The sequence below is a fragment of the Pseudomonas sp. PDM09 genome (assembly GCF_014852305.1).
Taxonomy (GTDB): Bacteria; Pseudomonadota; Gammaproteobacteria; order Pseudomonadales; family Pseudomonadaceae; genus Aquipseudomonas.
Map to the genome: position 1 here is coordinate 357,285 of NZ_JACVBI010000002.1, position 23,384 is coordinate 380,668.

19 protein-coding genes and 1 pseudogene are annotated in these 23,384 nt (G+C 55.2%); 5 read left to right on the plus strand and 15 right to left on the minus strand.

Going from position 1 to position 23,384, the window contains the following annotated elements; genetic code table 11:
* Window positions 1–9: 9 nt before the first annotated feature.
* From IB250_RS06315 to IB250_RS06330, 4 genes are read right to left on the minus strand one after another with little or no spacing between them, the layout of a single operon-like run.
* Window positions 10–654 (minus strand): CpsD/CapB family tyrosine-protein kinase, encoded by a 645-nt coding sequence (locus IB250_RS06315; RefSeq protein ID WP_192343433.1) that lies wholly within the window; start codon window positions 652–654, stop codon window positions 10–12.
* Window positions 655–1,401: a sugar transferase gene (locus tag IB250_RS06320; RefSeq protein WP_008073318.1), complete on the minus strand. Its 747-nt coding sequence runs from the start codon at window positions 1,399–1,401 to the stop codon at window positions 655–657.
* Window positions 1,398–2,456 carry an NAD-dependent epimerase gene (locus IB250_RS06325; protein WP_192343434.1) on the minus strand — a complete coding sequence of 353 codons (1,059 nt, stop codon included), beginning with the start codon at window positions 2,454–2,456 and terminating at the stop codon, window positions 1,398–1,400. The genes IB250_RS06320 and IB250_RS06325 overlap by 4 nt, the downstream gene beginning before the upstream one ends.
* Window positions 2,453–3,805 carry a UDP-glucose dehydrogenase family protein gene (locus IB250_RS06330; RefSeq protein WP_192343435.1) on the minus strand — a complete coding sequence of 451 codons (1,353 nt, stop codon included), beginning with the start codon at window positions 3,803–3,805 and terminating at the stop codon, window positions 2,453–2,455. The genes IB250_RS06325 and IB250_RS06330 overlap by 4 nt, the downstream gene beginning before the upstream one ends.
* A gap of 380 nt (window positions 3,806–4,185) precedes the next feature.
* On the opposite strand from IB250_RS06330, the gene IB250_RS06335 reads away from it, so the two are divergent.
* The 5 genes from IB250_RS06335 (at window position 4,186) to IB250_RS06355 (ending at window position 10,680) form a co-directional block, all read left to right on the plus strand.
* Window positions 4,186–5,883 carry a sulfatase-like hydrolase/transferase gene (locus IB250_RS06335; protein ID WP_192343436.1) on the plus strand — a complete coding sequence of 566 codons (1,698 nt, stop codon included), beginning with the start codon at window positions 4,186–4,188 and terminating at the stop codon, window positions 5,881–5,883.
* 183 nt (window positions 5,884–6,066) lie between these two features.
* A complete protein-coding gene (locus tag IB250_RS06340; protein WP_008013141.1) occupies window positions 6,067–6,735 on the plus strand; it encodes an ABC transporter ATP-binding protein in 669 nt (222 codons plus the stop codon).
* 1 nt (window position 6,736) lies between these two features.
* On the plus strand, window positions 6,737–9,208 hold the full coding sequence (locus tag IB250_RS06345) for an ABC transporter permease (protein WP_192343437.1): 2,472 nt from the start codon (window positions 6,737–6,739) through the stop codon (window positions 9,206–9,208).
* The gene (locus IB250_RS06350) at window positions 9,198–10,271 is read left to right on the plus strand and encodes a lipocalin-like domain-containing protein (RefSeq protein ID WP_192343438.1); all 1,074 of its coding nucleotides are present in this window, start codon (window positions 9,198–9,200) and stop codon (window positions 10,269–10,271) included. Before IB250_RS06345 ends, IB250_RS06350 begins: the two co-directional genes overlap by 11 nt.
* Before the next feature lie 166 nt (window positions 10,272–10,437).
* Window positions 10,438–10,680: a hypothetical protein gene (locus IB250_RS06355; protein ID WP_192343439.1), complete on the plus strand. Its 243-nt coding sequence runs from the start codon at window positions 10,438–10,440 to the stop codon at window positions 10,678–10,680.
* A gap of 555 nt (window positions 10,681–11,235) precedes the next feature.
* On the opposite strand, the gene IB250_RS06360 is transcribed toward IB250_RS06355, so the two are convergent.
* From IB250_RS06360 to IB250_RS06410, 11 genes and pseudogenes are all read right to left on the minus strand, one after another.
* Window positions 11,236–13,104, minus strand: coding sequence for an ATP-binding protein (locus IB250_RS06360; RefSeq protein WP_192343440.1), 1,869 nt, complete (start codon window positions 13,102–13,104; stop codon window positions 11,236–11,238).
* Between the two features lie 291 nt (window positions 13,105–13,395).
* Window positions 13,396–13,648, minus strand: a pseudogene (locus IB250_RS06365) (hypothetical protein).
* Complete coding sequence (locus tag IB250_RS06370) at window positions 13,645–13,959, minus strand: DUF6124 family protein (RefSeq protein ID WP_412548334.1); 315 nt, start codon at window positions 13,957–13,959, stop codon at window positions 13,645–13,647. Before IB250_RS06370 ends, IB250_RS06365 begins: the two are co-directional and overlap by 4 nt.
* 24 nt (window positions 13,960–13,983) lie before the next feature.
* Window positions 13,984–14,790, minus strand: a complete 807-nt coding sequence (locus IB250_RS28630; RefSeq protein ID WP_225603323.1) for a hypothetical protein — start codon at window positions 14,788–14,790, stop codon at window positions 13,984–13,986.
* 119 nt (window positions 14,791–14,909) lie between these two features.
* Complete coding sequence (locus IB250_RS29015; protein WP_192343442.1) at window positions 14,910–15,299, minus strand: Imm50 family immunity protein; 390 nt, start codon at window positions 15,297–15,299, stop codon at window positions 14,910–14,912.
* A gap of 88 nt (window positions 15,300–15,387) precedes the next feature.
* The gene (locus tag IB250_RS06385) at window positions 15,388–15,819 is read right to left on the minus strand and encodes a HEAT repeat domain-containing protein (RefSeq protein ID WP_192343443.1); all 432 of its coding nucleotides are present in this window, start codon (window positions 15,817–15,819) and stop codon (window positions 15,388–15,390) included.
* Between the two features lie 77 nt (window positions 15,820–15,896).
* A complete protein-coding gene (locus IB250_RS06390; RefSeq protein ID WP_192343444.1) occupies window positions 15,897–16,538 on the minus strand; it encodes a hypothetical protein in 642 nt (213 codons plus the stop codon).
* A 118-nt stretch (window positions 16,539–16,656) separates the two neighbouring features.
* The gene (locus tag IB250_RS06395) at window positions 16,657–17,070 is read right to left on the minus strand and encodes a hypothetical protein (RefSeq protein ID WP_192343445.1); all 414 of its coding nucleotides are present in this window, start codon (window positions 17,068–17,070) and stop codon (window positions 16,657–16,659) included.
* Between the two features lie 387 nt (window positions 17,071–17,457).
* A complete protein-coding gene (locus IB250_RS06400; RefSeq protein WP_192343446.1) occupies window positions 17,458–17,847 on the minus strand; it encodes an Imm50 family immunity protein in 390 nt (129 codons plus the stop codon).
* Window positions 17,848–17,851: 4 nt separating this feature from the next.
* On the minus strand, window positions 17,852–22,657 hold the full coding sequence (locus IB250_RS06405) for an RHS repeat-associated core domain-containing protein (RefSeq protein ID WP_192343447.1): 4,806 nt from the start codon (window positions 22,655–22,657) through the stop codon (window positions 17,852–17,854).
* Window positions 22,654–23,382, minus strand: a complete 729-nt coding sequence (locus IB250_RS06410) for a DUF4123 domain-containing protein (RefSeq protein ID WP_192343797.1) — start codon at window positions 23,380–23,382, stop codon at window positions 22,654–22,656. Before IB250_RS06410 ends, IB250_RS06405 begins: the two co-directional genes overlap by 4 nt.
* Window positions 23,383–23,384 lie beyond the last annotated feature (2 nt).

Below are 23,384 nucleotides of genomic sequence, written 5' to 3' on the forward strand. Positions count from 1 at the left end.
TGCGGTTGCTTACAGGTTTTTGTAGAGCCATTTAGGCATGTAGTACTTGCGCCGGTTGAAGACGCTGCCCACCAGTTTTGCGCCAGCCTGAGTCAGGCGCTGGGCTGCGGCCTGGGCCACCTCCCAGCGCGTATCTTCGGCACGCACCACCATGATCACGCCGTCCACCAAGGTGCTGATGACCAACGTGTCGGCGGCCGAATACACCGCGTCGCCGTCGATCACCACGAAGCGATAGCGATCGCCCAGTTGGTTGAGCAACGGGGCCAGCTGTTCGGTCGTCAGGTGCTCGGCGCCGCGGATGTGCCGCCCGTTCGGCAGGATGTGGAAGGGCAGGCTGGAAACATTCACCAGGCAGTCCTGCAGCAGCGGCGGCGAATCGTTGAACAGCAGGTCTCGAAAGCCGCGTTCTTTGGTCAGCCCCAGCTGTTGCGTGAGGTTGCCCTCCGACTGGCTGGCGTCGACCAGCAGCACTTGGCCGCTGCTCATTGACGCCAGTTGGCTGGCCAGCGCCAGGGCGCTGGTGGTGGTGCCGGCGCCTGGATTGGCAGCGGTCAGGAAGAGGATCCGCAGATCCAGGTCGAGCACGGTCGAGGTCAGGTTGGACTCGCTCGGGCTGGCGATGGTCAGGCTTTTGTTCGATGAACCGTCCATTTAACTCGCTCCGTGGCCGCTGAATACTTTGAAGGGGGTTTTCAACAGGATCTTCAGATCAAGCAAGAGGCTCTGCTCGGCGATATAGCTGAGGTCCAACTCAACGCGCTGGTCGAAGTCGATATTGCTGCGCCCGGATATCTGCCACAGGCCGGTCATGCCGGGGTAGATGCTCAGGCGTGCAAGGTGGCTGTCTTTGTAGCGATAAGCGTTGAACGAGGTCGGTCGGGGACCGACCAAACGCATGTCGCCGCTGACCACATTGATCAGATTGGGCAACTCATCAAGGCTGCTGCGCCGCAGGAAGCTACCGATAGGGGTAATCCGCGGGTCGTTGTCGATCTTGAAATCGATGGCATCGGCGCCGTGCTTGTTCAGATGCCGCAAGGATTCCTTGAGCTCTTCGGCGTTGGTCACCATGGTGCGGAACTTGTACATGCCGAACAGGCGGCCGCGGTAACCGGTGCGCTTCTGCACGAACATCACCGGCCCCGGGCTGCTGAACTTGATCACCAGCGCCAGGCCCAGCAACACAGGGGACAGCAGCAGCAGAATCACCAGCGCGCCAAGGCATGCAACCACTCGGTTGGTTCGCGACAGCGTCCAGGGCCGACCACCGTCACGGCCGGTCATCCAGCCGCGGCCCTGCATGTGGATCGCCGTGTCCAGGCGCATTCGGTGTTCGGGGTCCAGGCGTTTGTCACGCAGCATGTGATTGAGCAACACGCCTTTTTCATGTCCAGTCATAGAGTCCTCCGCTGAAGCCCGGGCGCGAGTGGCGAGTGGGCGTTGCGCAGTGGGTAGTAGTCACGGAACCAGGCGATGAATCGTCCGAGTCCTTCATCCAGCTCGATCCGTGGCTGGAAACCGGTGGCCTGGGCCAGATCGCTGGCATCGGCGCAGGTGTTGAGCACGTCGCCCGGCTGCAGGGGCAGCAACTCGACGAGGGCTTTTTGTCCGAGGTGTTTTTCCAGCAGCGCCAGGTAGTCCTTGAGCTCCACTGGCTGTTGTCCGCCAATGTTGTAAATGCGCCATGGCGCCATGCTGCTGGCCGGGTCAGGTTGTTCGCGGTTCCACTGCGGTGCTGGTTGGGGGGCGCGCTCGATCAGACGGGCGATGCTCTCGATGATGTCGTCGATGTAGGTGAAATCACGCTGGTGCTGGCCGTAGTTGAACAGCTTCAGCGGCTGCCCTTCGGCAATCGCCCGGGCGAACTGGATCGGCGACATGTCTGGCCGGCCCCAAGGCCCGTACACCGTGAAAAAACGCAAACCGGTGCAGGGAATGCCGAACAGATGGCTGTAGCTGTGGGCCATCAGTTCGTTGGCTTTTTTGGTCGCGGCATACAGCGACAACGGGTGGTCGACGCCGTCCTTGACCGAGTAAGGCGTGTGCTGGTTGGCGCCGTACACCGAACTGGACGAGGCATAGATCAAGTGCTTGACCGGGTGGTGGCGGCAGCTTTCGAGGATGTTCAGGAACCCGCTCAGATTGCTGTCGACGTAGGCCCGGGGATTTTCCAGGGAGTAACGCACCCCGGCCTGGGCCGCGAGGTGAATCACCACCTCCGGTTGTTCAGCGACAAACAGTGCGTCGAGGGCCGTGGCGTCGGCCACATCGACTTTCGCCAGCGGGAAATCGCCGACTTGCTTGCGCACCCAATCCACGCGGTCGTGCTTGAGTTGCGGGTCGTAGAAGTCGTTGAAATTATCCAGGCCGCATACCTCATGCCCGTCGCGCAACAGCCGCAACAGGCAATGGGCGCCAATGAAACCGGCCGCTCCGGTGACGAGTATTTTCATGGCCGTGGCGCCTCGGGAACGATGTGCCGAAGCCCGATACCGCTGTAGTGCAAACCGGCCGCCGCCACGTGCTCCGGGTTGTAAAGATTGCGCCCGTCGACAATCACCCGCGCGCGCAATTTACTCGCCAGCAGATCGAAGTCGACCACGCGGAAATTCTTCCACTCGGTGCAAATCACCAGCGCGTCGGCATCTTCCAGGGTGTCGTCGCGAGTGGCGCACAGGTGCAGGTCATTGCGGTAGCCGTAAATGCGCCGGCACTCGGACATGGCTTCCGGGTCGTAAGCCTGCACGCTCGCGCCTTCTGCCCACAGCGCCTCCATCAGATAACGGCTGGGGGCTTCGCGCATGTCATCGGTATTGGGCTTGAAGGCCAGGCCCCAAATCGCGATGGACTTGCCGCCCAGCCCATCGGGAAACAGCGCCTGCAGTTTGCTGAAGAGGATGTGCCGTTGGCTGTCATTCACATCGGTGACGCTGCGCAGCAGACGCAAAGACATGCCGTGATGTTCGGCGGTGTGCAGCAGGGCACGCAAGTCTTTGGGAAAGCATGAGCCACCGAAACCGCAGCCGGGGTAGATGAAGTGGTAACCGATGCGCGGGTCCGAGCCGATGCCTTTGCGCACCGCTTCAATGTCGGCTCCCAGCAACTCGGTGAGGTTGGCCAGTTCGTTCATGAAACTGATGCGGGTGGCGAGCATTGCGTTAGCGGCGTACTTGGTCAGCTCGGCGCTGCGGTTGTCCATGAACATGAGCTTTTCGCGGTTGCGGCAGAACGGTGCATAGAGTTCGCTCAACTGGTTGCGCGCTTCATCGTCATTGGTGCCGACAATGATCCGGTCCGGGCGCATGCAATCGGCCAAGGCGCTGCCTTCCTTGAGAAACTCCGGGTTGGACACCACCCGCACGTTCAACGCTTGTTTGCCACGGCGTTGCAGTTCTTCGTTGGCAGCGCTCGCCACTTGGTCCGCGGTGCCCACCGGCACGGTGGACTTGATGATCAGGGTGCGATCGGACTCCATGAAACTGGCGATCTGCCGAGCGACATTCAGCACATGGCTGAGGTCGGCGGAACCGTCTTCATCGGCGGGCGTGCCCACCGCGATGAAAATCAGCTCCGCGTGTTCGACCGCGTCACTGGCCTGGGTGGAGAAGAGCAGGCGACCGGCCTTGATGTTGTCTTCCAGTGTGCTGGACAGTCCCGGTTCGCTGATCGGGGGCACGGCTTGTTGCAGTTGCTTGATCTTGTTGAGGTCAATGTCGACGCACAGCACGCGATGTCCGACATCGGCCAATGCCGCAGCTTGTATCAGACCGACGTAACCCGTACCAAATACGCTCACGTCCATATTGGCGTGCCTCGTAAAACGGTGGATGTAACTGAAATGAGACTGTCAAAAGGGGTATAGCCCAGCCGTGGGAAAGCGAGTCAGCAAAATGACGGGTAACGCGACCGGGAAAACCCCGGTTTCACGGGCTATTTGCCATCAAGTGCTTGCCGCTGCTGGATTTGCCGCGGTTTTGAGGGGTTGCTGAGGGTTTGAAGAAAACGATAAACGGTCGTAAGGCTTGAAACACAAGGGTTACAGACACTTGAGTGTGTCAGATTCGAGGCAACGTTTTTTTGACGCTTTGGGGAAAAAACCGGCATTTCTTGCGCTTCGAGGGCTCGGTGCTAGTGTCAGAAAATGGCCGACAATCCATTGGCCACGGAGGTGCTGTAATCACCATGATCCGTTACCTCAAGGAACTGTTGCTGGTTCTGTATTTACTCAAGAATTACGACGACTACCTCAATCGTCTTGACGCGCTGGGCATCGGTTTTCCTGTGCTGCTGTATGGCGCAATGTTCGTCGTGCTGACAGTGGCGTTGTTCATGACCGCGTACATCCGGCAGACGCTGATCCGTCATCTGTTCGCGTTGGTGATGTCTGGCTCGGCGGTGTTCTTCGACGTCTATACGCAAGTGACTGCCGGTTACATGACCTACAGCAGTTTTGTGTCGCTGGTGTATTCCGGTGGGTTCATTCAAGAGGCCGCGTACCAGTACCGCGATGCAATCATCAGCGCGATGGTCAGTGGTTTGTTGCTGCTGATCGGTATCGGGCTCAAACCGCGTCGACGGGCGCCATTACCGGGTGCACTGTTGGTGGCGGCGCCAGTGCTCGGGGTGCTGATGCTCAGCACCGTGCTGTTCGTGCGGGCCGGCGAGGGCGCCCGTGGCTTGCCGATCATGTACATACCGTTGGCCTATCTGAATCTGTTCACCTATGAAGCGCTGCACAACACCGTCGGCCCGCGTGAGCCAGTGAGCCTGATGCGCATCGATCAGCCGGTGGGGCACGACATTGTGCTGATCATCGACGAGAGCATCTCCGGCAACTACCTGGACATCAACACGCCGTTCGGTGTGCACAGCAACCTCAAGGAACCGCGCCCGGGCGTGGACATCTTCAATTATGGCTACGCGGCGTCCATCGCCAATTGCAGCGCCGACACCAATGTCACCCTGCGCTACGGTGGCACCCGCGCCGACTACATACGGATCAACAGCACATTGCCGTCGATCTGGCAGTACGCAAAAAAAGCCGGGCTGCGCACCGTTTACATCGACTCCCAGCGCACCGGCGGCAACTTGCAGAACCTGATGAACGCTGCCGAGCAAAAGGACATCGACGAGTTCGTGCAATTCGACCGCACCAGCGTGCGTGACCGCGACATGGCCGCGGCGGCCAAGCTGATCGAGTTGCTCAACGACGGTAAGCCGGAGCTGGTAGTGATCAACAAGGTCGGTGCGCATTTTCCGGTGCACGACAAGTACCCGGACGCCTTTATGGCTTACCGCCCGACATTGCCCCGTGGGCAGTTTGTCGAAGTGGCGGACACGGGCACACGCGATGGTTTCAACGGTCAGCCGGATGATTGGTTGCTGTACCGCAACGCCTATAAAAATACCGTGCTGTGGAATGTCGGCGAGTTTTTCGCGCGGGTGTTTGCTCAGGCGGATTTGAGCCATGCGCTACTGATCTACACCTCGGATCACGGGCAGGATCTGCATGAGCGCGGTAACCCCGGGCTCAATACTCACTGCGGTGGTGATCCGGTGGAGGAGGAGGGGTTGGTGCCGTTGGTGGTGATTTCCGGCAGCGGTTTGCAGACCCTGGACTGGCAGGCGCAATTGCCGGCCAACAAGGATCGCTCCAGTCACTACAACATCTTCCCGACGTTACTGCAGGTGATGGGTTATGACCTGGCGGGGATTGAGGCGGTGTATGGCAAACCGCTAAGTGTGCCGACGGGGGACGATTTCACCTTTAACTATCGGTTTAATGCGCGGTTGGGGGCCAAGCCGGAGTGGAAGCATATTGATCTGAACAGCATTGTGACGCCGGGGCGGGTGGTGCCGAGTGTGGCGGTGGGGCAGTGAGGTGGTTTGTTGGCTGAGCGGGCCTCTTCGCGAGCAAGCCCGCTCCCACATTTGATGGGTGTGAACACAGATTTTGTGTACACCGGCGATCCCTGTGGGAGCGGGCTTGCTCGCGAAGAACGATAACGCGGTCCCGCTGCCGTCCGCTATCCTAGGCCCACTGCCTTCAACGAGTCTCCCCTCATGCTTTCGGTCCAGGGCGTCTTCAAAAGCTACGCCACCCCCCAAGGCCCGCTGCCGGTATTGCAAGGCGTCGACCTCACGTTGAAACCCGGCAGTAGCCTGGCGCTGATGGGTGAATCGGGCAGTGGCAAGAGTACCTTGCTGCACCTGATCGCCGGGCTGGACAAGGTCGATCGCGGCAGCATCCGCAGCGGCGAACATCGGCTGGAGCAGATGAACGAAAGCCAATTGGCGAACTGGCGACGGACCGAAATCGGTCTGGTGTTCCAGCAGTTCAACCTGATCGGCAGTTTGCGCGTTGAAGACAATCTGGCGTTTCAGGCACGTCTGGCCGGGCGCCACGATCCACGTTGGCAGGCGCATCTGGTGCAACGTCTTGGGTTGGGAGATTTGCTGCGGCGCTATCCGGAGCAACTGTCTGGTGGGCAACAGCAGCGGGTCGCCTTAGGTCGCGCCCTGGCATCGCAACCCAAACTGCTGCTGGCCGACGAGCCCACCGGCAGCCTCGATGAAGCCACCAGCGATGAGGTGTTGAAGTTGTTGCTGGAGCTGCTCGACGACAGCCCGACGACTTTGTTGATGGTCACTCACAGCCCACGGGTCGCCGCGCGGCTGGCAGACAAAGTGGTGCTGCACGGTGGCCGTCTGGCTGGCGCGGACGAGCGCTGAAGTGCGGGTTTTTCGTGAGACGCTGCGGGCGCTGCTCAGCCATTGGCGACAGCACCCGGTGCAATTTTTCAGTGTGCTGACCGGGCTCTGGCTCGCCACCAGCCTGCTGACCGGCGTGCAAGCGCTGAACAGCCAGGCGCGAGAAAGCTACGCCCGGGCCAGTCAGCTGATCGGCGGCGAACCGCAAGCCAGTCTCACGGCACTCGGCGGTGGGGTGTTTTCCCAGCAAGTGTTTGTTGACCTGCGTCGTGCGGGTTGGCCGGTATCGCCGGTGTTGCAAGGCCGGGTGACGCTCAAGGGCCATGAAGACCAGCGCTTGCAGTTGATGGGCATTGAGCCGGTGTCACTGCCGGCTGGTTCCGCAGTGGCCGGGCGGGCGTTGCCGATCGAGCAGGTTGTCGAGTTTTTCACGCCGCCGGGCAGCACCTGGATTTCACCGCAGACCTTGCAGGCGTTGGGCTTGCGCGAAGGCGAAACCCCGATGGCCCAGAGTGGAGTCACCTTGCCGCCGCTGCGTGCCCAGACCGACATGGCGCCCGGCGTGTTGCTGGTGGACATCGGCTTCGCCCAACAGATTCTGCAATTGCCCGATCAATTGTCACGCCTGCTGCTGCCCAAGGATTTCACCGCGACCCTGCCTGATGAGCTCAAGGGCCAACTCCAGTTCAAAAGCAGCGGCGAAGAAAACAACCTCGCGCGCCTGACCGAGAGCTTCCACCTGAATCTCGATGCCTTGGGTTTTCTGTCGTTCGTGGTCGGCCTGTTCATCGTTCACGCGGCGATCGGCCTGGCGCTGGAGCAACGCCGAAGCTTGCTCAGAACCCTGCGCGCCTGCGGGGTCAGTGCCCGCATGTTGATTGCCTGCCTGGCCGTCGAGCTGGGTGCTCTGGCGCTGATCGGTGGTATCGCCGGCGTCGTCAGCGGCTACCTGCTGGCCGGCGTGCTGTTGCCGGATGTGGCCGCCAGCCTGCGCGGCTTGTACGGCGCCGAAGTGCCGGGGCAGTTGAACCTCAGTCCGCTGTGGTGGTTCAGCGGTATCGGCCTGAGCCTGTTCGGTGCCTTGCTGGCCGGTGCCAACAGTTTGCTGCGGGCGGCGCGTTTGCCGTTGCTGGCGCTGGCCAATCCGCAAGCCTGGCACCTGGCCCACGCGCGCTGGTTGCGGCGCCAGGGGTGGGTCGCGGCGATGGCGACGATGATCGCGTTATTGGCGTTGATCTTCGGCGACAGCCTGAGCAGCGGCTTCGTGTTGATGGGCGCGTTGTTGATCGGCGCTGCACTGGCCTTGCCGGTGGTGTTGAACAGTGTGCTCAACTGGGTGCTTGGGCGCAGTCGTTCGGTGCTCGGCCAATGGTTTCTCGCCGACTGCCGCCAGCAACTGCCGGCCCTGAGCCTGGCCTTGATGGCGCTGTTGTTGGCGCTGGCGGCAAACATCGGCGCTGGCAGCATGACCGCCGGTTTCCGTCAGACCTTCAGCAACTGGCTCGAACAACGGTTGACCGCCGAGCTGTACCTCAATCCGCAAAATCCCGTCCAGGCTCGAGAACTGCACACCTGGCTCAAACAACAACCCCAAGTCACCGCGGTGCTACCGAACTGGCAAGTATCGATCCAGTTGCAGGGCTGGCCGGCGGACGTCTTTGGCGTGATCGACCACCCGACTTATCGTCAGCACTGGCCGCTGCTGGAAGCCTTGGGCGACAACCCTTGGGAGCGACTGGCCAAGGACGACGCGCTGATGCTCAGCGAACAACTGGCCCGGCGGTTGAAGGTACGACTCGGGGATCACCTGACGATCCCGACGCCGAATGGCCCATGGTTGCCGCGAATCGTCGGGATCTACGCCGACTATGGCAATCCCAAGGGGCATCTGCTGGTCAACATCAATCATCTGCTGCGCGGCTGGCCGCAGTTGACGCCCAACCGTTTCAACCTGCGCATCGACCCGGCGTCGATCCCCGGGTTCCTGACCGCGCTGCAAGCACGCTTCGCCCTGGACGACAGCCGTATCGTCGATCAGGTCCGGCTCAAGGGCTGGTCCACACAAGTGTTCGAACGCACCTTCGCCGCCACCGCCGCGCTCAACAGCCTGACGCTGTGCGTCGCAGGCGTGGCGCTGTTTATCAGCCTGCTGACCCAAAGCCAGAGCCGCCTCGGACAACTCGCACCGCTGTGGGCTTTGGGCGTAACCCGGCGCCAATTGATGCTGCTGAACCTCGGGCAAACCTGGTTGCTGGCGGTACTGACGCTGGTGCTGGCGTTGCCCTTGGGCATCGCGTTGGCGTGGTGCCTGGACACGGTGATCAACGTTCAGGCCTTCGGTTGGCGCTTGCCGTTGCGGGTGTTTCCGTTGCAACTGTTGCAGTTGATGGGCCTGGCCTTGCTCGCGACATTGCTCGCATCGGCATGGCCGTTGTATTCGCTGTATCGCACGCAACCGGCCGATCTGCTGAGGACGTTTGCTCATGAAGATTAAGGTCGGTGTGTTGTTACTGGCCGCGCTGCTGAATGGATGCGACAACACGCCTGCGCCGGAAAAAGGCTTCGCCGGCCTCGGCCATCAGGCTGAGGCATTTACCCCGGTGGTGCCCGGGCGAGTCTTCAATTTTCCGGCGGATCATGGTCCACACGATGGCTTTCGCATCGAATGGTGGTACGTCACTGCCAACCTCAAGGACGATCAGGGCCAGGAATTCGGCGCGCAATGGACGCTGTTTCGCAGCGCCTTGAAAGCGTCCCCCGAGCAACCCGGCTGGGGCAATCAGACCATCTGGCTGGGCCACGCCGCCGTGACATCCGCCACGGCACACCATGCCGCCGAACGCTACGCCCGAGGCGGCGTCGGCCAGGCTGGCGTGAGCCTGACGCTGTTCAAGGCATGGATCGACGATTGGCATTTCAGCAGTCAGGCTTCCGATGAAAACCCGCTGGCGGACCTGCAACTCAGCGCTCGCGACAAGGCTTTCAGCTACCAATTGCGACTGACCTCCACACGCCCACTGGTGCTTCAGGGCGACAAAGGCTTCAGCCAGAAATCCGAACAAGGCCAGGCTTCGTATTACTACAGCCAACCGTTTTTCCAGGCCAGCGGCACATTGGAAATCGATGGCAAAACCTACACGGTCAGCGGCCCGGCCTGGCTCGACCGCGAGTGGAGCAGCCAACCCCTGACCGCCAACCAGACCGGCTGGGACTGGTTCTCCCTGCACCTGGACAGCGGCGAACAGGTCATGCTCTATCGCATGCGGCAAAAGGACGGCGCGCCGTACCTCACCGGCACCTGGATCGACGCCCAAGGGCAGACGCAGTTATTGCACGCCGACGACATCAGCCTCACGCCTCAGGAGAAGACCAAGGTCGCTGGCCGCTCGATGCCTGTGAGCTGGTCGATCAAAATTCCCGCCAGGCATCTCGAAATCACCATCAGCGCCCTCAACCCCAAGGCCTGGATGGACTTGCGCATTCCCTATTGGGAAGGGCCGGTGCGGTTGAGCGGCAGTCATGGCGGGAAGGGGTATCTGGAGATGACCGGGTATTAAGATCAAAAGAGGGTTATGCGTATGCCGCAATGTCGCGGGTGTACTCGGTCAGTGTAGGAGCTGCCGAAGGCTGCGATCTTTTGATCCTGCTCCTAATGCGTCCAATCCACAGGAACTCCCAGAGACCTCCATCTCTCTACCGTAATAATACCGGCAGGAGCCCGCCATGAGCGACGACCTCAAACCGCCCACCCTTGCCACATGGCAGCGGCTGTTCGACGACAAAGCCTACTGGCAGCAGTCCCCCGACGCCCATTACAGCGATCTGCTGCGCATCGCCGACGATCTGCTGGGGCAGGGCGCCATCGACCTCGAGCAATGGCAGATCCTCAAGACCAAGGCCGATCAATCCCACAAAGACTCGCCCGCCGTGAATGTTGCCCATGAAGTTGACGATCCAGAGGCCTAAGGAACACGGCGAACCTTCGAAAACCCGGCCGGCCAATCCAAAACCATCAACGTCGAAAAGCCTGAAGTCCAGGCGAAATTGAAAGATCTGAAAGTTGGGCAGAGCGTTGTGGTGACCTATACCGATGTGCTGAAAGTCACCAGCCAACACCCAAGCTGATCATTACTTGTACCTATTGATTGTTCTTGTACAAAAAGTTGTATAGGAACAATCAGTTTTAATGGTCGAACTGGTGAGTTTAAGAAGTTTGTATCCGAATTTTTAGCAAAAACTTACGAAATACTACGTGCATAAATTTCATGTTTATACCGAGGACATATCCGCCAAATTCTATTAAAATCTTTCCCGTTCGCCCGGTGTCAGGGCTCTTTACCGGTGCATGGATTGCCAGGCCATTACACTGGGCGAACACCTCCTCTGGAACGCAATGTTTAATAGTTTCGGACATAAAAAATGGGCGACCTTGAAGTCGCCCATTTTTATTGGCTGGGTTAAAGCGGCGGCGCCGGACACCCTACCGGGGGGGTGTAATGGCGTTTGTAGCCTGAGTCCATGTCAACCCGAAATTGTATCCATTGTCGGAGTGCTGGCCTGGAGCTGTTGCCGGTAATTGGCTGCACGCTGAAGCACTCGGCACAAGGCCTGAAAATTTGCCGGTTTGGTCAAAATATCATTGGCACCGGCGGCCCTGAAACGTTCTATCTCGCTCGAAAAAACACTCGCAGTGAAAGCAACGATGTAGCAAATATTGCCCAGTGGTAGTTCGCGGATTTTACGGATGGCCTCCAGCCCATCCATGACAGGCATGTTGATATCCATAAAAATGATATCTGGAGTCGAAGTCATGCACTGATTGATCGCCTCCAAGCCATCTGACGCAAGGTCGGGCGCATAACCCAACTCTTGCAACATCGCCATGGCAACTTTCTGACTCACGGGATGGTTTTCCACCAGCAGAATATCGAGCGGGTAATCCTCGGCAAAAGATGAGTCGAAACCAACCGATGCATGATCATCCCGGATGGGTAGTTCCGAAACTGAAAAAAGCTCCATGGGGAGTGAGAAGGAGAACGTCGATCCGACGCCAGGCTGGCTGGTAAAGGATAAAGTCCCCTGCTGCGCCTCGACCAGATTTTTGCAGATGGAAAGACCGAGCCCACTCCCGGTAAAGCGTTGACTGGCCGGTCCTTTAAACTGAGCAAAGGGCTTGAACAGGCTGTCTTGCCGTTCCATGGGGATACCTATGCCGGTATCGCGTATGGAGAATTCGAGTCGGGCTCGAGTGCCGTAACCGCTAGTCGTGACCATGAGCGATACTTTTCCGGCTTCGGTGAATTTAACCGCATTGCCCAGCAAGTTGATCAATATCTGGCGCAGGCAATTGGTATCGGTTTTGACCAAGGGAGGTACGTTTGGTGAGACCTGGGCCTCAAGTACAATTGGCTTGTCCTGAATGTTTTGCCGGATCATTTCAATACTGGATGAAACCAGAGCTCTGACTTCGAAGACACGAGGCTTCAATTCAAGTTTTCCCGCTTCGATTTTTGCAAGGTCGAGAATGTTGTCGATAAGAGACAGCAGGCTTCGTCCGCTTGTATTAATCGTTTGTAGCAGACTGCTTTGCTCGCGGTTCAGGGCGGACCTTGCCAGCAACTCCGTCGCGCCGATAACACCGTACATGGGCGTGCGAATTTCATGACTCATGGTGGCCAAAAATCTGGTCTTTGAACGATCAGCGTCCTCGGCGGCATTTTTTGCCTGATTCAATATCTCTTCGTTAATTTGCAATTGCTGGAGATGAGCGCGCATGCGTATAAGGCTGAAGACGAGAAATACCAAAATGGCCAGGATGATATGGTGCAGGGAGTCTTGATTAAGTTGCTGGTAGTAATCCGCCAACGTCATCTCCGCCCCCGCAATATAGATCGTACCGTCCTGCGATTTCATCGGGACGAAGACGGCGCGAAAATCTCCCCAGTGATCCGAGTAGTCAATCCAGGTGGGTTCGGTGCGTTCAAAGCTGTCGAGCAAAGCCTGACTGGCATCCGGGTAGGGATCGAAAAAGCGTACGAAATTCTTCTCCTGGATCTCTTTTTTCGATGCGCTGGAGCTGACCAGATAAGCCTCGCCCGAGCGTTTGACCACACTGTAGACAAAAGCAGTCCCCATGGAATCGTTGAAGCTGGAGAGCCGTTGAATGGCATTCCAGTCCTCCGTTTCGGATTTGGACTGTTTGTCGATCAGATTGTCATGGTAGCGATCGCCAAGGATGGCCGAAGCGCCCAACGCGGCATGCAGCAGCTTGTTATTAATATTGTCAGTGAGGATCCCTTGAGTCTCGACGTAGAGGTAGTAGATATAGCCACTGACACCTACGATGTAGATCAAGAGAAAAATCCACGTTTTCCGTTTGAGTTTGAACATAAATCACAGCCTCCATACTGTAGGGCCAAGCATAATTTGAAGGCGGGCTGAAAACCATTGTTTTGTTTTTTTGCTGTTTTCAGGTGAGGTGTTATTTGACCGAAGAGCCAGTTTTTTTGGTTTTTTTTTCTCACGATGTTGAGTCGAATTTTTGAAATGATCAGAAATTTAAAGACAGTTTTTAACAAACTCTTGCGAAGTGGTACATGCATAAGTCCGGGAGGCGGTTTTTGAAAGTTGCAGATATAAAAATGGGCGCCTGTACCTGGCTCGCCCATTTTTATTGATGATTTAAAGTTGCGCCCGTAACCGCCGCCCGACCACATCCAGCAAATCGCAGCCGTCCCGCAACGGGATGACCAACACCCGCGCAAACTCTTGCAACAGCGCAGCATCACCACCCAGCGCGTCGCCCAGAGACAGCCCTTCCACAGCGAATGCGATACGCCGCCGTGTCATGCAACACATCGACAGGCGCTTCAGTGTCGATCAGCAGCGAAGGGATCGTGCAATCGATGCCGGTAATCGGCATGTATCGAGTCATGGTTGGACCTCCTCAGCGTCGGACACCTCACCGGGTGGATCGAGATTGTCCAGCGCCCGGTTCACCAATAACTCGCCCAGTACGGCCAATTGCTGAATCGATAGCGCCAGGCTGCGGTGCGAGCCTTCGAGTTCGCAGGCAAAGTCAGTGGCCAGCACGTTGAGCGAGGCGAGGGTTTCGCAGGCGTGGCTTAACAGGGTTTCGGTGTCGATGTTGGGGATGAGGGGGAAAACGTGGCTGATGGGGGCGGGATGTTTTGGATCGCAGAGTCGGGCACTGACGGCCTGTGGATTGATGTCTTCAGATGTCACAACAGCCATCCTTGATGAGTGAATCTAAAAACTCATATCCGCTTCAATACTTTCTTCGTAAGTCGAGAGCAACTTCTCAACGCTTTCGTTTCCGGAGTATTTTTCTTTCAACTGCTTCAGCTGCTGGTCGGTGCCCTTGCAATATTTATTTATATCGCTGATGACACGATCGAGATTTTTCGGGGCAGCGGGGTCCCGTTCAGGAATATCTCCGCGCAAAGAATCACAGTTGTCTCTGTTTTTGATATAGCTGGAGACGTCGGTCGGAACGGACTCAGTATTTTCCGTTTCGCAAGAATTTGACGTTGGCTCTGCATCGTAACCTAGGCTCAAATACAAGTGACCGTTCAAACTCCCATTTTTTCTCGAGAAGAGATGAACGCCCTCTTGACTCAAGCAGGTGCTGATAGTTGTAGCTTGGTCCTTGACCTCAACGGCTGAGACGCCGCTTTCGGTTGCATGTTTACCAACTACAGCTATGCCGATGAAAGGCGCTGTGTATTGAATGTCAAGCCCATAGATGTGCATGTCGAATTCGTTGAGCAGGTCCACTGCATCGCCCTGCTGCTGTTTTCCCCCAGTTGTCTTTGTTAACTTACAGCAAGCAACGGTTCCATCCTGAGGGAATTGGACTGAAATGACTTCGTTGCCTGAAATATTCTGGGTTGTATATAGATAAGTTTTTCCGTCTGGATTGTTTTTAACGAGTCCAAATCCAGTGTCTTGGGCAAATACTGACCCTGAAAACATAGTCAGAATTATGAAAATTGTATGTTTAATGTCCATCGGTTGACCAACGTGGAGGGTCGAAAACAAGCTTTTTAACTCCATATGTAGTACCTGCTGGATTCAAATCCCTTTCTTTACATTTTTGCTTTGAAGCGTTGAGGTGAGTTTTGTTAATTTTTTAGGCAGTTCTCTTGGTGTGAGCTGATTTGGATGTTCTTTTGCTACACTGCACCATAGTTATGGTATGCCTTAATATTTGCTATGGTAATGTTTTTTGCATTGCATGTGGCTGTACATGAATTTCCAAACCCAAGTGTGATTTTGTAGTTTGAGCTATCTTGAGTAACGGTTATAGTGGTGGGGCCGCTGAAATTGAAATTTTCGACATTGAAATTTTCTACATTTATCATGTAAAGCTGGAATTCGTACTCGTTATAATCTTTTTCCAGCCATTTCTTAGGGGCGACTGCTTGCTCTACTTGGCTGCATAGTTTTAAGCATATAGAGTTTCCGTCCAGTATGACGTAAGAAGTGCGCATGCTGGTAGGGGAGTAGTCTTCTCCAAAAATAGAAGTCCACTGTTTTTTATTAGATATTGATGATGTCCACATTTTAGGTTATTCAAACACGTAATGGTTGGCCACACTTTTGAGGTGGAATGTTAATAAAACTGTCCCTTGTTGGGTCAATTTTTCGTGATTAATTTTCTGCCGCCTCAGCTTTGGCGAGCAATCTGTTGAGTTCTGGCTCAACTTCATCAATGGGTGTTGCCTCTATAAGTTTTCTGATGGAGGATGCGTATTTTTTTTCTATAGGTACTTCTGCCCAGTCGAGTTCGTATGTTGCGATTATTTTTACATCTTTGTAGCAGGAACTGGAAAGCAATAGTTTTAGGAGTTTAATCGCTTGTTCTGTTCTGTCTTCTCCCAATGAAACGGCGCAACGCTGTTGCCAATACTCTGGCTTCTGAAGTATTTCTTGCTCTAATCGTTCCCATTGCTGATCTTTAAAGTCTATAAGGACTGACTTTGCAACAAGCTCTGTACCGTACTCAGTCCAGTTTGACTCCTCCGAATCGCCAATCCATGAGTGAAGCTTTTCATAAGTCTCGTTTTTTTCATAACCTTTCATGGGGTGACTCCTGTTGGATAAGATGAAGTCACTGCGCCGCTTTCTTGGATCACTTGCCATTCATGTTGGGTTTTGTTTTAAAAGCTTTGAATGATGTCTGGCACTTCAGTTTCGGTTGTTTTTATGGTGTCTAACATTTCAATTAAGGATTTTATTTTATCGCTATATTCTATTGGGGCGATAAGTTGTGCGGCTGAATGAGTATCGCTTTCTATGAAGCGGCCTATGAGGGTTTCTCGACTATTTGTTAAGAGGTCAAAGATGTTTTGCGAAGTGATACCTTTGTCTGCTTTACTAAGCTGTTCCCATATAAGGTTGAGGTTAGGGGTGGACTTTTTGAAGATTAGAATTGTATTTCGATGCTGTGTTAACTCGTTTGGTTCGAACTTGTTGTCTAGGCTATTGCTGGATTGAATATATGAATATATTTTTGAGGTTGCATTTTTTTTTATTAAATCTTCGTCGGTTAAGGTTTTTTCAATTTCTTTGCGTAGACGTATCTCTTGAATTCTATTTTGTTCCAGTGAGTAGCCAACTGTTCGCCACTTCATCACGATTGGCCATTCGGGTGCCAAAGAATTAGTGACTTTTCTCCAAGTGGTCCATACTTCAAAAATGGACGGGCCAAGAAATGAAAAAGTTATGATGCCGGGAGCAGTAGTGTAAATTGGTTGCTCCCATAGTCTTATTCCTGGTTCACAAATATAAAATGTTCTCATGGTTTTTCTTTTCTTGAAGTAGGTATGTGTGGACCCTCATTCGCTTTTACATGATCAGGTTTTCATGTGCATAGAACATAAATCTGTCTACTTCCATGTCTTTTTTTTGTTTGCTAAATTATTCTGAGTCCATAAATTTTTTATATTTTGCAAATGTAACGATAGCTTGCTCGTCGCCATCAATTAGACGTTCGTAAAAACTTGGGTCTTTCGACCATTCTTCGAATACTAGTGAAGTTGAGTTTCCTCTCTCCCCTGAGGGGGTCGAGCTCAATCTCCAGTATTGTGAAATGTGTTCGTCTATTACCTCAAAAAACTCAGCAGCAAAGGGTTTTGGATACTCATCGTCCACTTCAGTACAAAGATAGAACCATGGGCAGTTGTCCCAGAACTCAATTCCGTAGACCGTGTATTCTCTGGCGATGTCAAGATCTATCTCGCCGTCGGATATAGAGATATAGTGCTTTAATCTAGTTAAAGTGTATGGGTTTAAGATGTCGTGTAGATTGTTTATTTTACAGACGACTTTCATTATGGTTAATCATCCAGATGAGACTATCGGGTCGTTTTTCCACGGTTTTATGCCTTCTGTACTATGTTTTTTAAACTTGGCCAAAATGGGATGGATTTATTTTCGATTTATTTTCATGAGCGCTTGGAGAAAGGTGAGTAGAAAATAAATCTGTCAACTTTTCTTGTCGTCACCTTTTCTTGTCAAAATTCATTGTATCCGTTTTTTATACATTTTCAGGTTGTCTATTGCCCTCCAATGGACGGTACAGCTTTAGTGTTATGGCGTTATCTCTGAAGATTGCATAAGTAATGTTGAGTTTTTTTCGGGGGGTGTGTAATTATCGCCAAAAATAGACAGCCATTGTTTGTTGTTTGAGATGTAAGTAATTCATATGTTGGGGTGTTGCTATAAAGTATTCATGTAAGCAGAGGGGCCACATAGTAGTGGGTGTTTTGTTGTGAATTCGATCAGTGATTCGTTGTTTGAAAGGTTAATTGTATAGATGTTGTCTTGACATGAAATTTTAACCGCTAATTTTTTTTGGGTAGGAATGTTTTTTATTGTCAAGTTTTCGATGTTGCTGCAGTTTAGTCCAGTCCTGCATGTGTTGAATCCGGATTGTTTCCATTTTTCTGGTGGTGTGTCTGGGTACTCAGGAATATCAAACTCTAGAGTTATGGTTGGTCTGCTGTTGTCGATACTTATTGAGAATAGTTCGACTTCTCCAATGGCAATCGCAGATGTGAAAATCTTGTTAAAGAATTTGCTTCCATCAAGCTCGTTCCAAGAGTTCATCTCTTTATTCCTTAAAATAGTAGTGATCTTTCGCGCCGAGCACTTTACCTGTCCTAGTGTTTTCAATTGGTCTCAAATTGAAATGCGCTTTCTGATCGCCTTTATTCCCAAGCTCGTGATATTGATGCCCTGCGGAGTGGTCTTGGATGATGACTTTAGAACCGTCCGCGCGCGTATATTGATATTCTCGCGTAAGAATAGGCTTTCCTTCATTGTTTAGAATACTTTCGCCTGCTTTATCTGTCATTCGTACATATTTGTATTGTTGTGTTTTTCCCGTCGTGGGGTCGTATACAGGGTCAGGCTGCTGGGCTCTCGGAATTCCAGCCTCTGATTTTGCCTGTCTAAATGCGCCGCTGCGAGATAGCTCGGGTGGTGGAGGCTCGCTTTGTTTGCTTTCAACAGGAGTATTCTTGCTTCCTGGACAGTTAGCATTCAACCCCAACGGATCCACCCACCCCGTAGGGTTAGGCACGTACTGGTAGCTGTTCAACCCACCCGCAAGCTTGATCGGATCCGGCGTCAGAAACCGTCCAGTCCCCGGATTGTAGTAGCGATGCCGGTTGTAATGTAACCCTGTCTCGGCATCGAAGTACTGGCCCTGAAAGCGCAACGGGTTGTCGATTTCGGCGATGTCCAACGCGGCGAGGTTGCCGTAGGCGCGGTACTTGGCCGACCACATGATTTCGCCGCTGTAATCGGTGAGTTCCTGCGGGGTGCCGAGGTGGTCGAGTTGATAGTAGAACGGCGCGGCCTTCAGCGGGCCTTCGCCGTCGAGCATGGCCAGCGGGCGGAAGCTGCCGGGTTCGTAGATGTAGCTGCGATAGCGGTTATCCGCGCTTTCGGCGATGAGGCGTTCGCCTTGCCACAGGAACTCGGTGGTGTGGCCGTCGACGGTCTTTTCGATGCGTCGGCCGAAGGCGTCGTACTTGTAGGATGCGACGCTGCCACCCGGCAGGCTGACGCCGATCAGGCGATGCTGGCAGTCGTAACGGTACTCGGTAACGAGTTTCTGCCCGGCGCCTCGGCGTTCGCGGATCAGGTTGCCGTAGGCGTCGTAGTCGTAATGACGGTCGCCCTGCATCAGCAGGCGGTTGCCCTTGACGTTGGCCAGGGTCGCGGTCGGCTCGTTGTTTTGGCCGAGGAGGTTGCCCGCCGGGTCGTGGGCGAAGCTTTCAGGCGTAGCGCCGCGTACATTGATCAGGCGGTCAAGCGGATCATAGTGATAGCTGCGGTGGCCTTTGCGGCTGTCGTCGATGCCGGCGAGGTTGCCATTGGCGTCGTAGGTGTAGCGGCGCTGGAACAGATTCTTTTCGCGCTGGCTGACGCTGTGTGCTTGCAACCGACCCTGTTCGTCGTACTGGTATTGGCTGAGCAGCAGCCCTTGTTGGCGCTGTTGTTCGCGGCCGGCGTTGAACTGGTGGCTGGTCAGGCGCGAGCCGTTGAGGTCGATGCTGCTCAGCTGGCCGCCAGGCTGGTGGCGGTAATCGAGCTTGCTGCCGTCCGGCAGGCGGCAGTGTTTCAGTTGGCCGACGTTGTCGTACTCGTAGCGCAGAGTGCCCCAGCCCTGGTGTTCGGTGATCAGGCGATCTTGCAGATCGTATTCGTAGGCGAGGGGCCAGTGGCTGTCGTCGACGTTGACAAGGCGCCCGAGGGAGTCATAGCTGTAGTGAATTTCTTCACCGTCAGCCAGGGTTTTCACCAGCAGACGGCCAGCAGCGTCGCGCTGGTACTCGGTGATCAGCTCGCTGCCGTCGTTGCCGAATTCGGTTTTCTTCAGCAGTTGGCCATTGAGATCGTACTCGTAGGCGGTACGGCGACCGTCGAAACCGGTTTCCTGCTGGATCAGGCCGTTCGGGTAATAGTCGAGGTGGTAGTGCTCGCCACGTTCGTTTTCGATCTCGGTGAGCAGCAGGCGCGAGTTGTCGTAGCGGTAGCGCAGCTGGCTGCCGTCGGGGTTGATGCGGCGGCTCACCAGGTGCAGGTTGTCGGCGTATTCGTAGCGGGTGATGCGCCCGAGTTCATCCCGTTCGGCGGTGACGCGACCATATGGGTTATAGGTGAAGGCGCGGGTGGCACCGCCGGGCAGGGTGATTTGTGTCAGGCGATCAACGGCGTCCCATTGGTAATGAGTGATGGCACCGGTTTCATCCTGACGTGTGATCTGCCGACCTAGCGCGTCGTAACGGTACTTGCGTTGGCCGCCGTCGGGCAGGCGTTCTTCCAACAGTTGACCGATGTTGTTCCAACCCAGTTGATGACGACTGCCATCGGGATGGCGGATTTCCAGCAGTCGGCCTTGACGGTCGTAGTTGTAGTGGGTTTCGGCGCCGTGAGGGTCTGTTTGCTGGGTGATATCGCCTTGACGGTTGCGCTCGTACTTCCAGCGCGCTTTACCTCGCTGGACATCAATGAGTTGACCATTGAAGTAGTTGTAACGGGTCGGTTCGTCTTCTGGCGGGATCACGGCCATCAAGCGCCCGGCATCGCTGTACTGATACTCGGTGATGGCGCCCATCGGGTCTTTTACTGCGATCAGGCGACCCTGATCGTCATAGGCTTTCTGCGTTTCCCCACCATCGGGAGCGGTCTCGCTGATCAAACGCGCATTCTTGTCATGCACGTACACATGCTCGCTGCCGTCGGAGTTGTAAGCAGTCACTGAACCTTTGTCATCCCACTCGTAACGCGCTTCCAGCTGCGAGTAGTTAGCCCAGTGGCGGATGCAACGGGAAAGCTTGCCTTCACGCTCCCATTCCCAGAAAAAACTGGCACCACCGGCCAGTTGCCGTTCCAGAATGACGTGCTGGTCGTTGTAGTGGTAATGCTCGGTTTCACCTGCCGCATTGGTCGAGGATACGAGCTGATTACGCGTGTTGTAGCGGTAGGAGACCAAGGTCTGAATGGTTAGCCATGGATCCTGGCGTTCACCGCGGTCGTTGTACTCGGAGCGTTGTTGCTGATGATCCACTGCGGCGATATGACGGTCGTCGTAACGCAGCAGCAAGGCGCGGCCTGCACCGTTGTCGATGCGTTGAATACGGTCGACAAAGTCATAACTGATATGCACCCGATTGTCGTAGGCGTCGCTGATGCTGATCAATCGCCCGGCACGGAAGTGATAGAAGCGTGCTTTTGGTCCCGCCTGGGTAAGGGTTAACTCACCGGGTGCATCGCCCAAATAAATCGCCGCCTGCGCCAGGCTGTTGGTGATAGCCGGGCGTTGTTCGGTTGGCATCGGGAAGCGGATCTGGCGGTTTTCGTTGTCCGTCCACAGCACACCTTCATCGTCCAGTTGCAAACGATGAGACAAGGAATGGCTCCAACCATGGCCAAGACGGCTGTCGATTTCGACCGCACTGCTTCGGTAAAGGCGCGTCCATTCCAGAGGTAACAACCCACCCAGCTCGCCATCGGAGAGGGTCAGCAATTCCTCGCCGGTCACCATCGAAATCGGGTCGTCTTTGAGGCAGGTTTTATTGGCACACTCGGTGGGTTGGTCAGCCGGGTTTTTCGATTGGTTTGGCGCGTTGTCGACCGCTTCTTTTTGCTCGACGCGTGTGGCGCTTTCAGTTTTGCCGCGCGCCTGGATCTGCGCATCCGTTTCCACTTTTCCACCGGCGACAGGTGGCTTTTTCTTCGGCGCCATTGCTGTTTCGGCGGGTTTGGGCGGGGCGATCTCAACGTTGGCTTTACGCGCCGGGTTGAATGCCGAATTGCCATTAAGCAGTAAAGGCCGAGCAGCCTCGGTATGCGGTGTGGCGCTTGTTTTGCTGACTTTCATCAGCATGCCGGTAAAATCTTCAATCAGTTTCACAACTTTGGCGCTGTTTTGCGTGGCTTTAACTACCTTCGTGCCAATGCGCACGGCCAGGCCGAGACCACCGGTCAGGACCACACCGACCAGAATGTTCAGCAGGAACTCTGTGGTCAGCTGAGCCAGCACTTCTGTGCATGTCTGCGGCGGCAGCATCTTCACCCAGGCCATGATGGCGGCAACGTAGATCCACATCAGTGGTTCATCGCTGGCGATCAACAAGGCGGTGTGAATGGCCTCAGCGGAGGCGTCATAAATCTTCTTGATTTGCTCTTCGGTGAAGAAGTTTTTCAGCTTCTCGTAGTTCTCACGAGGATGCGCAACCAGGTTGTAGAGGCTTTTGATATCGCCCCACAGACCCATGATCGCTTTCAGAAAGCCTTCCCATGCGGCCTCCAGTTCCTGCAGGGCACGGCCACCCATCGAGGCATCGGTATGTGCCTGCCAAAGCGGTAGGAAACTGGTGCTCCATTCAGTCTGCAACCAGCCGCTCAAATCGCCGATCACGCCCTGATAGGAATTGAACAGGCTGTCGATCTGCGCGCGAGTAGGATTCGGGAAGAACGTGATTTTGTATTGCTGATTGGGCGTGAGGCCGGTGACTTCCAGAATCCCGGTCGAGTCGATTGTCTTGTTGATCTCCGGTCCGGCTTCGTTCTTGCCAGTGAACCGGCCATCCACCACAGGCACCAGACGGACCGGCGTATTGCCAATCGGAACAAATCGCGCAGACTCGAAGCTATGCACAAGCGTGAGCTTGCCGTTGGCCGGGCAGTTGGCATAAAGGGTGTTTTCCTTTTTGCTGTCCTTGTCCTGAGTACCGACCTCATCACCGACCTTGAATTGCTGTTCCGCGTCCAGCACACCGCCGTACCAGGCCTCGGCATGCTCACGGTAATCCTTCAGGCACTTTTTGAAGTCACTGATGATGGCCTGAGCATCAGGTTGTTTTGCCGTGAGGTTGCCTACGATCTCACCCATCAAAATGCTCATACAGCCACCTCATTTTCCAGATGGGCCTTCAACAGCCCGGTGAAATTTTCTTCCGTGAGCGGCGTGCGTTTTACGAAGCGCGCCACTTTTGTTCGTAAGTTGGATTCGGGGAACGAGAAGTAAAGCTCGGCGTGATCCTCCTTCAACCACTGCATCATGTTGCCGACTACGGTCGATGGGTTTTGCTTGGTCAGGCCATCCAGCAACGCCTTCGGCACCTCCCACCAAGGCCAATCCTTCGCCGGTGGCACCACCCTCGGCCCCACCTCCAGGCTCTTGCCATTAATCAAATACCGATCAAACACCGGCAGCACCTCCCCGGCGGCATCGCCGAGGCCTTTCAGAATCGGGTAGATATGCCGCCCATCCCAGAACCGGAAAAACACTTCGGTCCCATCCGGCATCCGAACCTGCGTGAGGCTACGCAGATGTTCGAACACCACGTTCGGTTCGCTGCGGGAAACGGCTAGCCACCCCCAATCGAGGGCATCCGTTTCGGCAATCCATGGCAGGAAGCTTGAGTTGGGTTTCAACTCGGTGAGGTAGGGCATCACCGGCTGCCAGGCCGCGTAGGGTGTACCGCCCCAGATCGGGATCGCCTGGGTTGTTGGTTCGTTTTGATAAAGCGACTTGAGCGCTTCGGCATCGCTGGCCGCGCTAACGATCAAGTACAAACGCTCGCCCGTCTGCAACGGCCGTTCAGCCAGCCAAGCCTGTGGAGTCATCG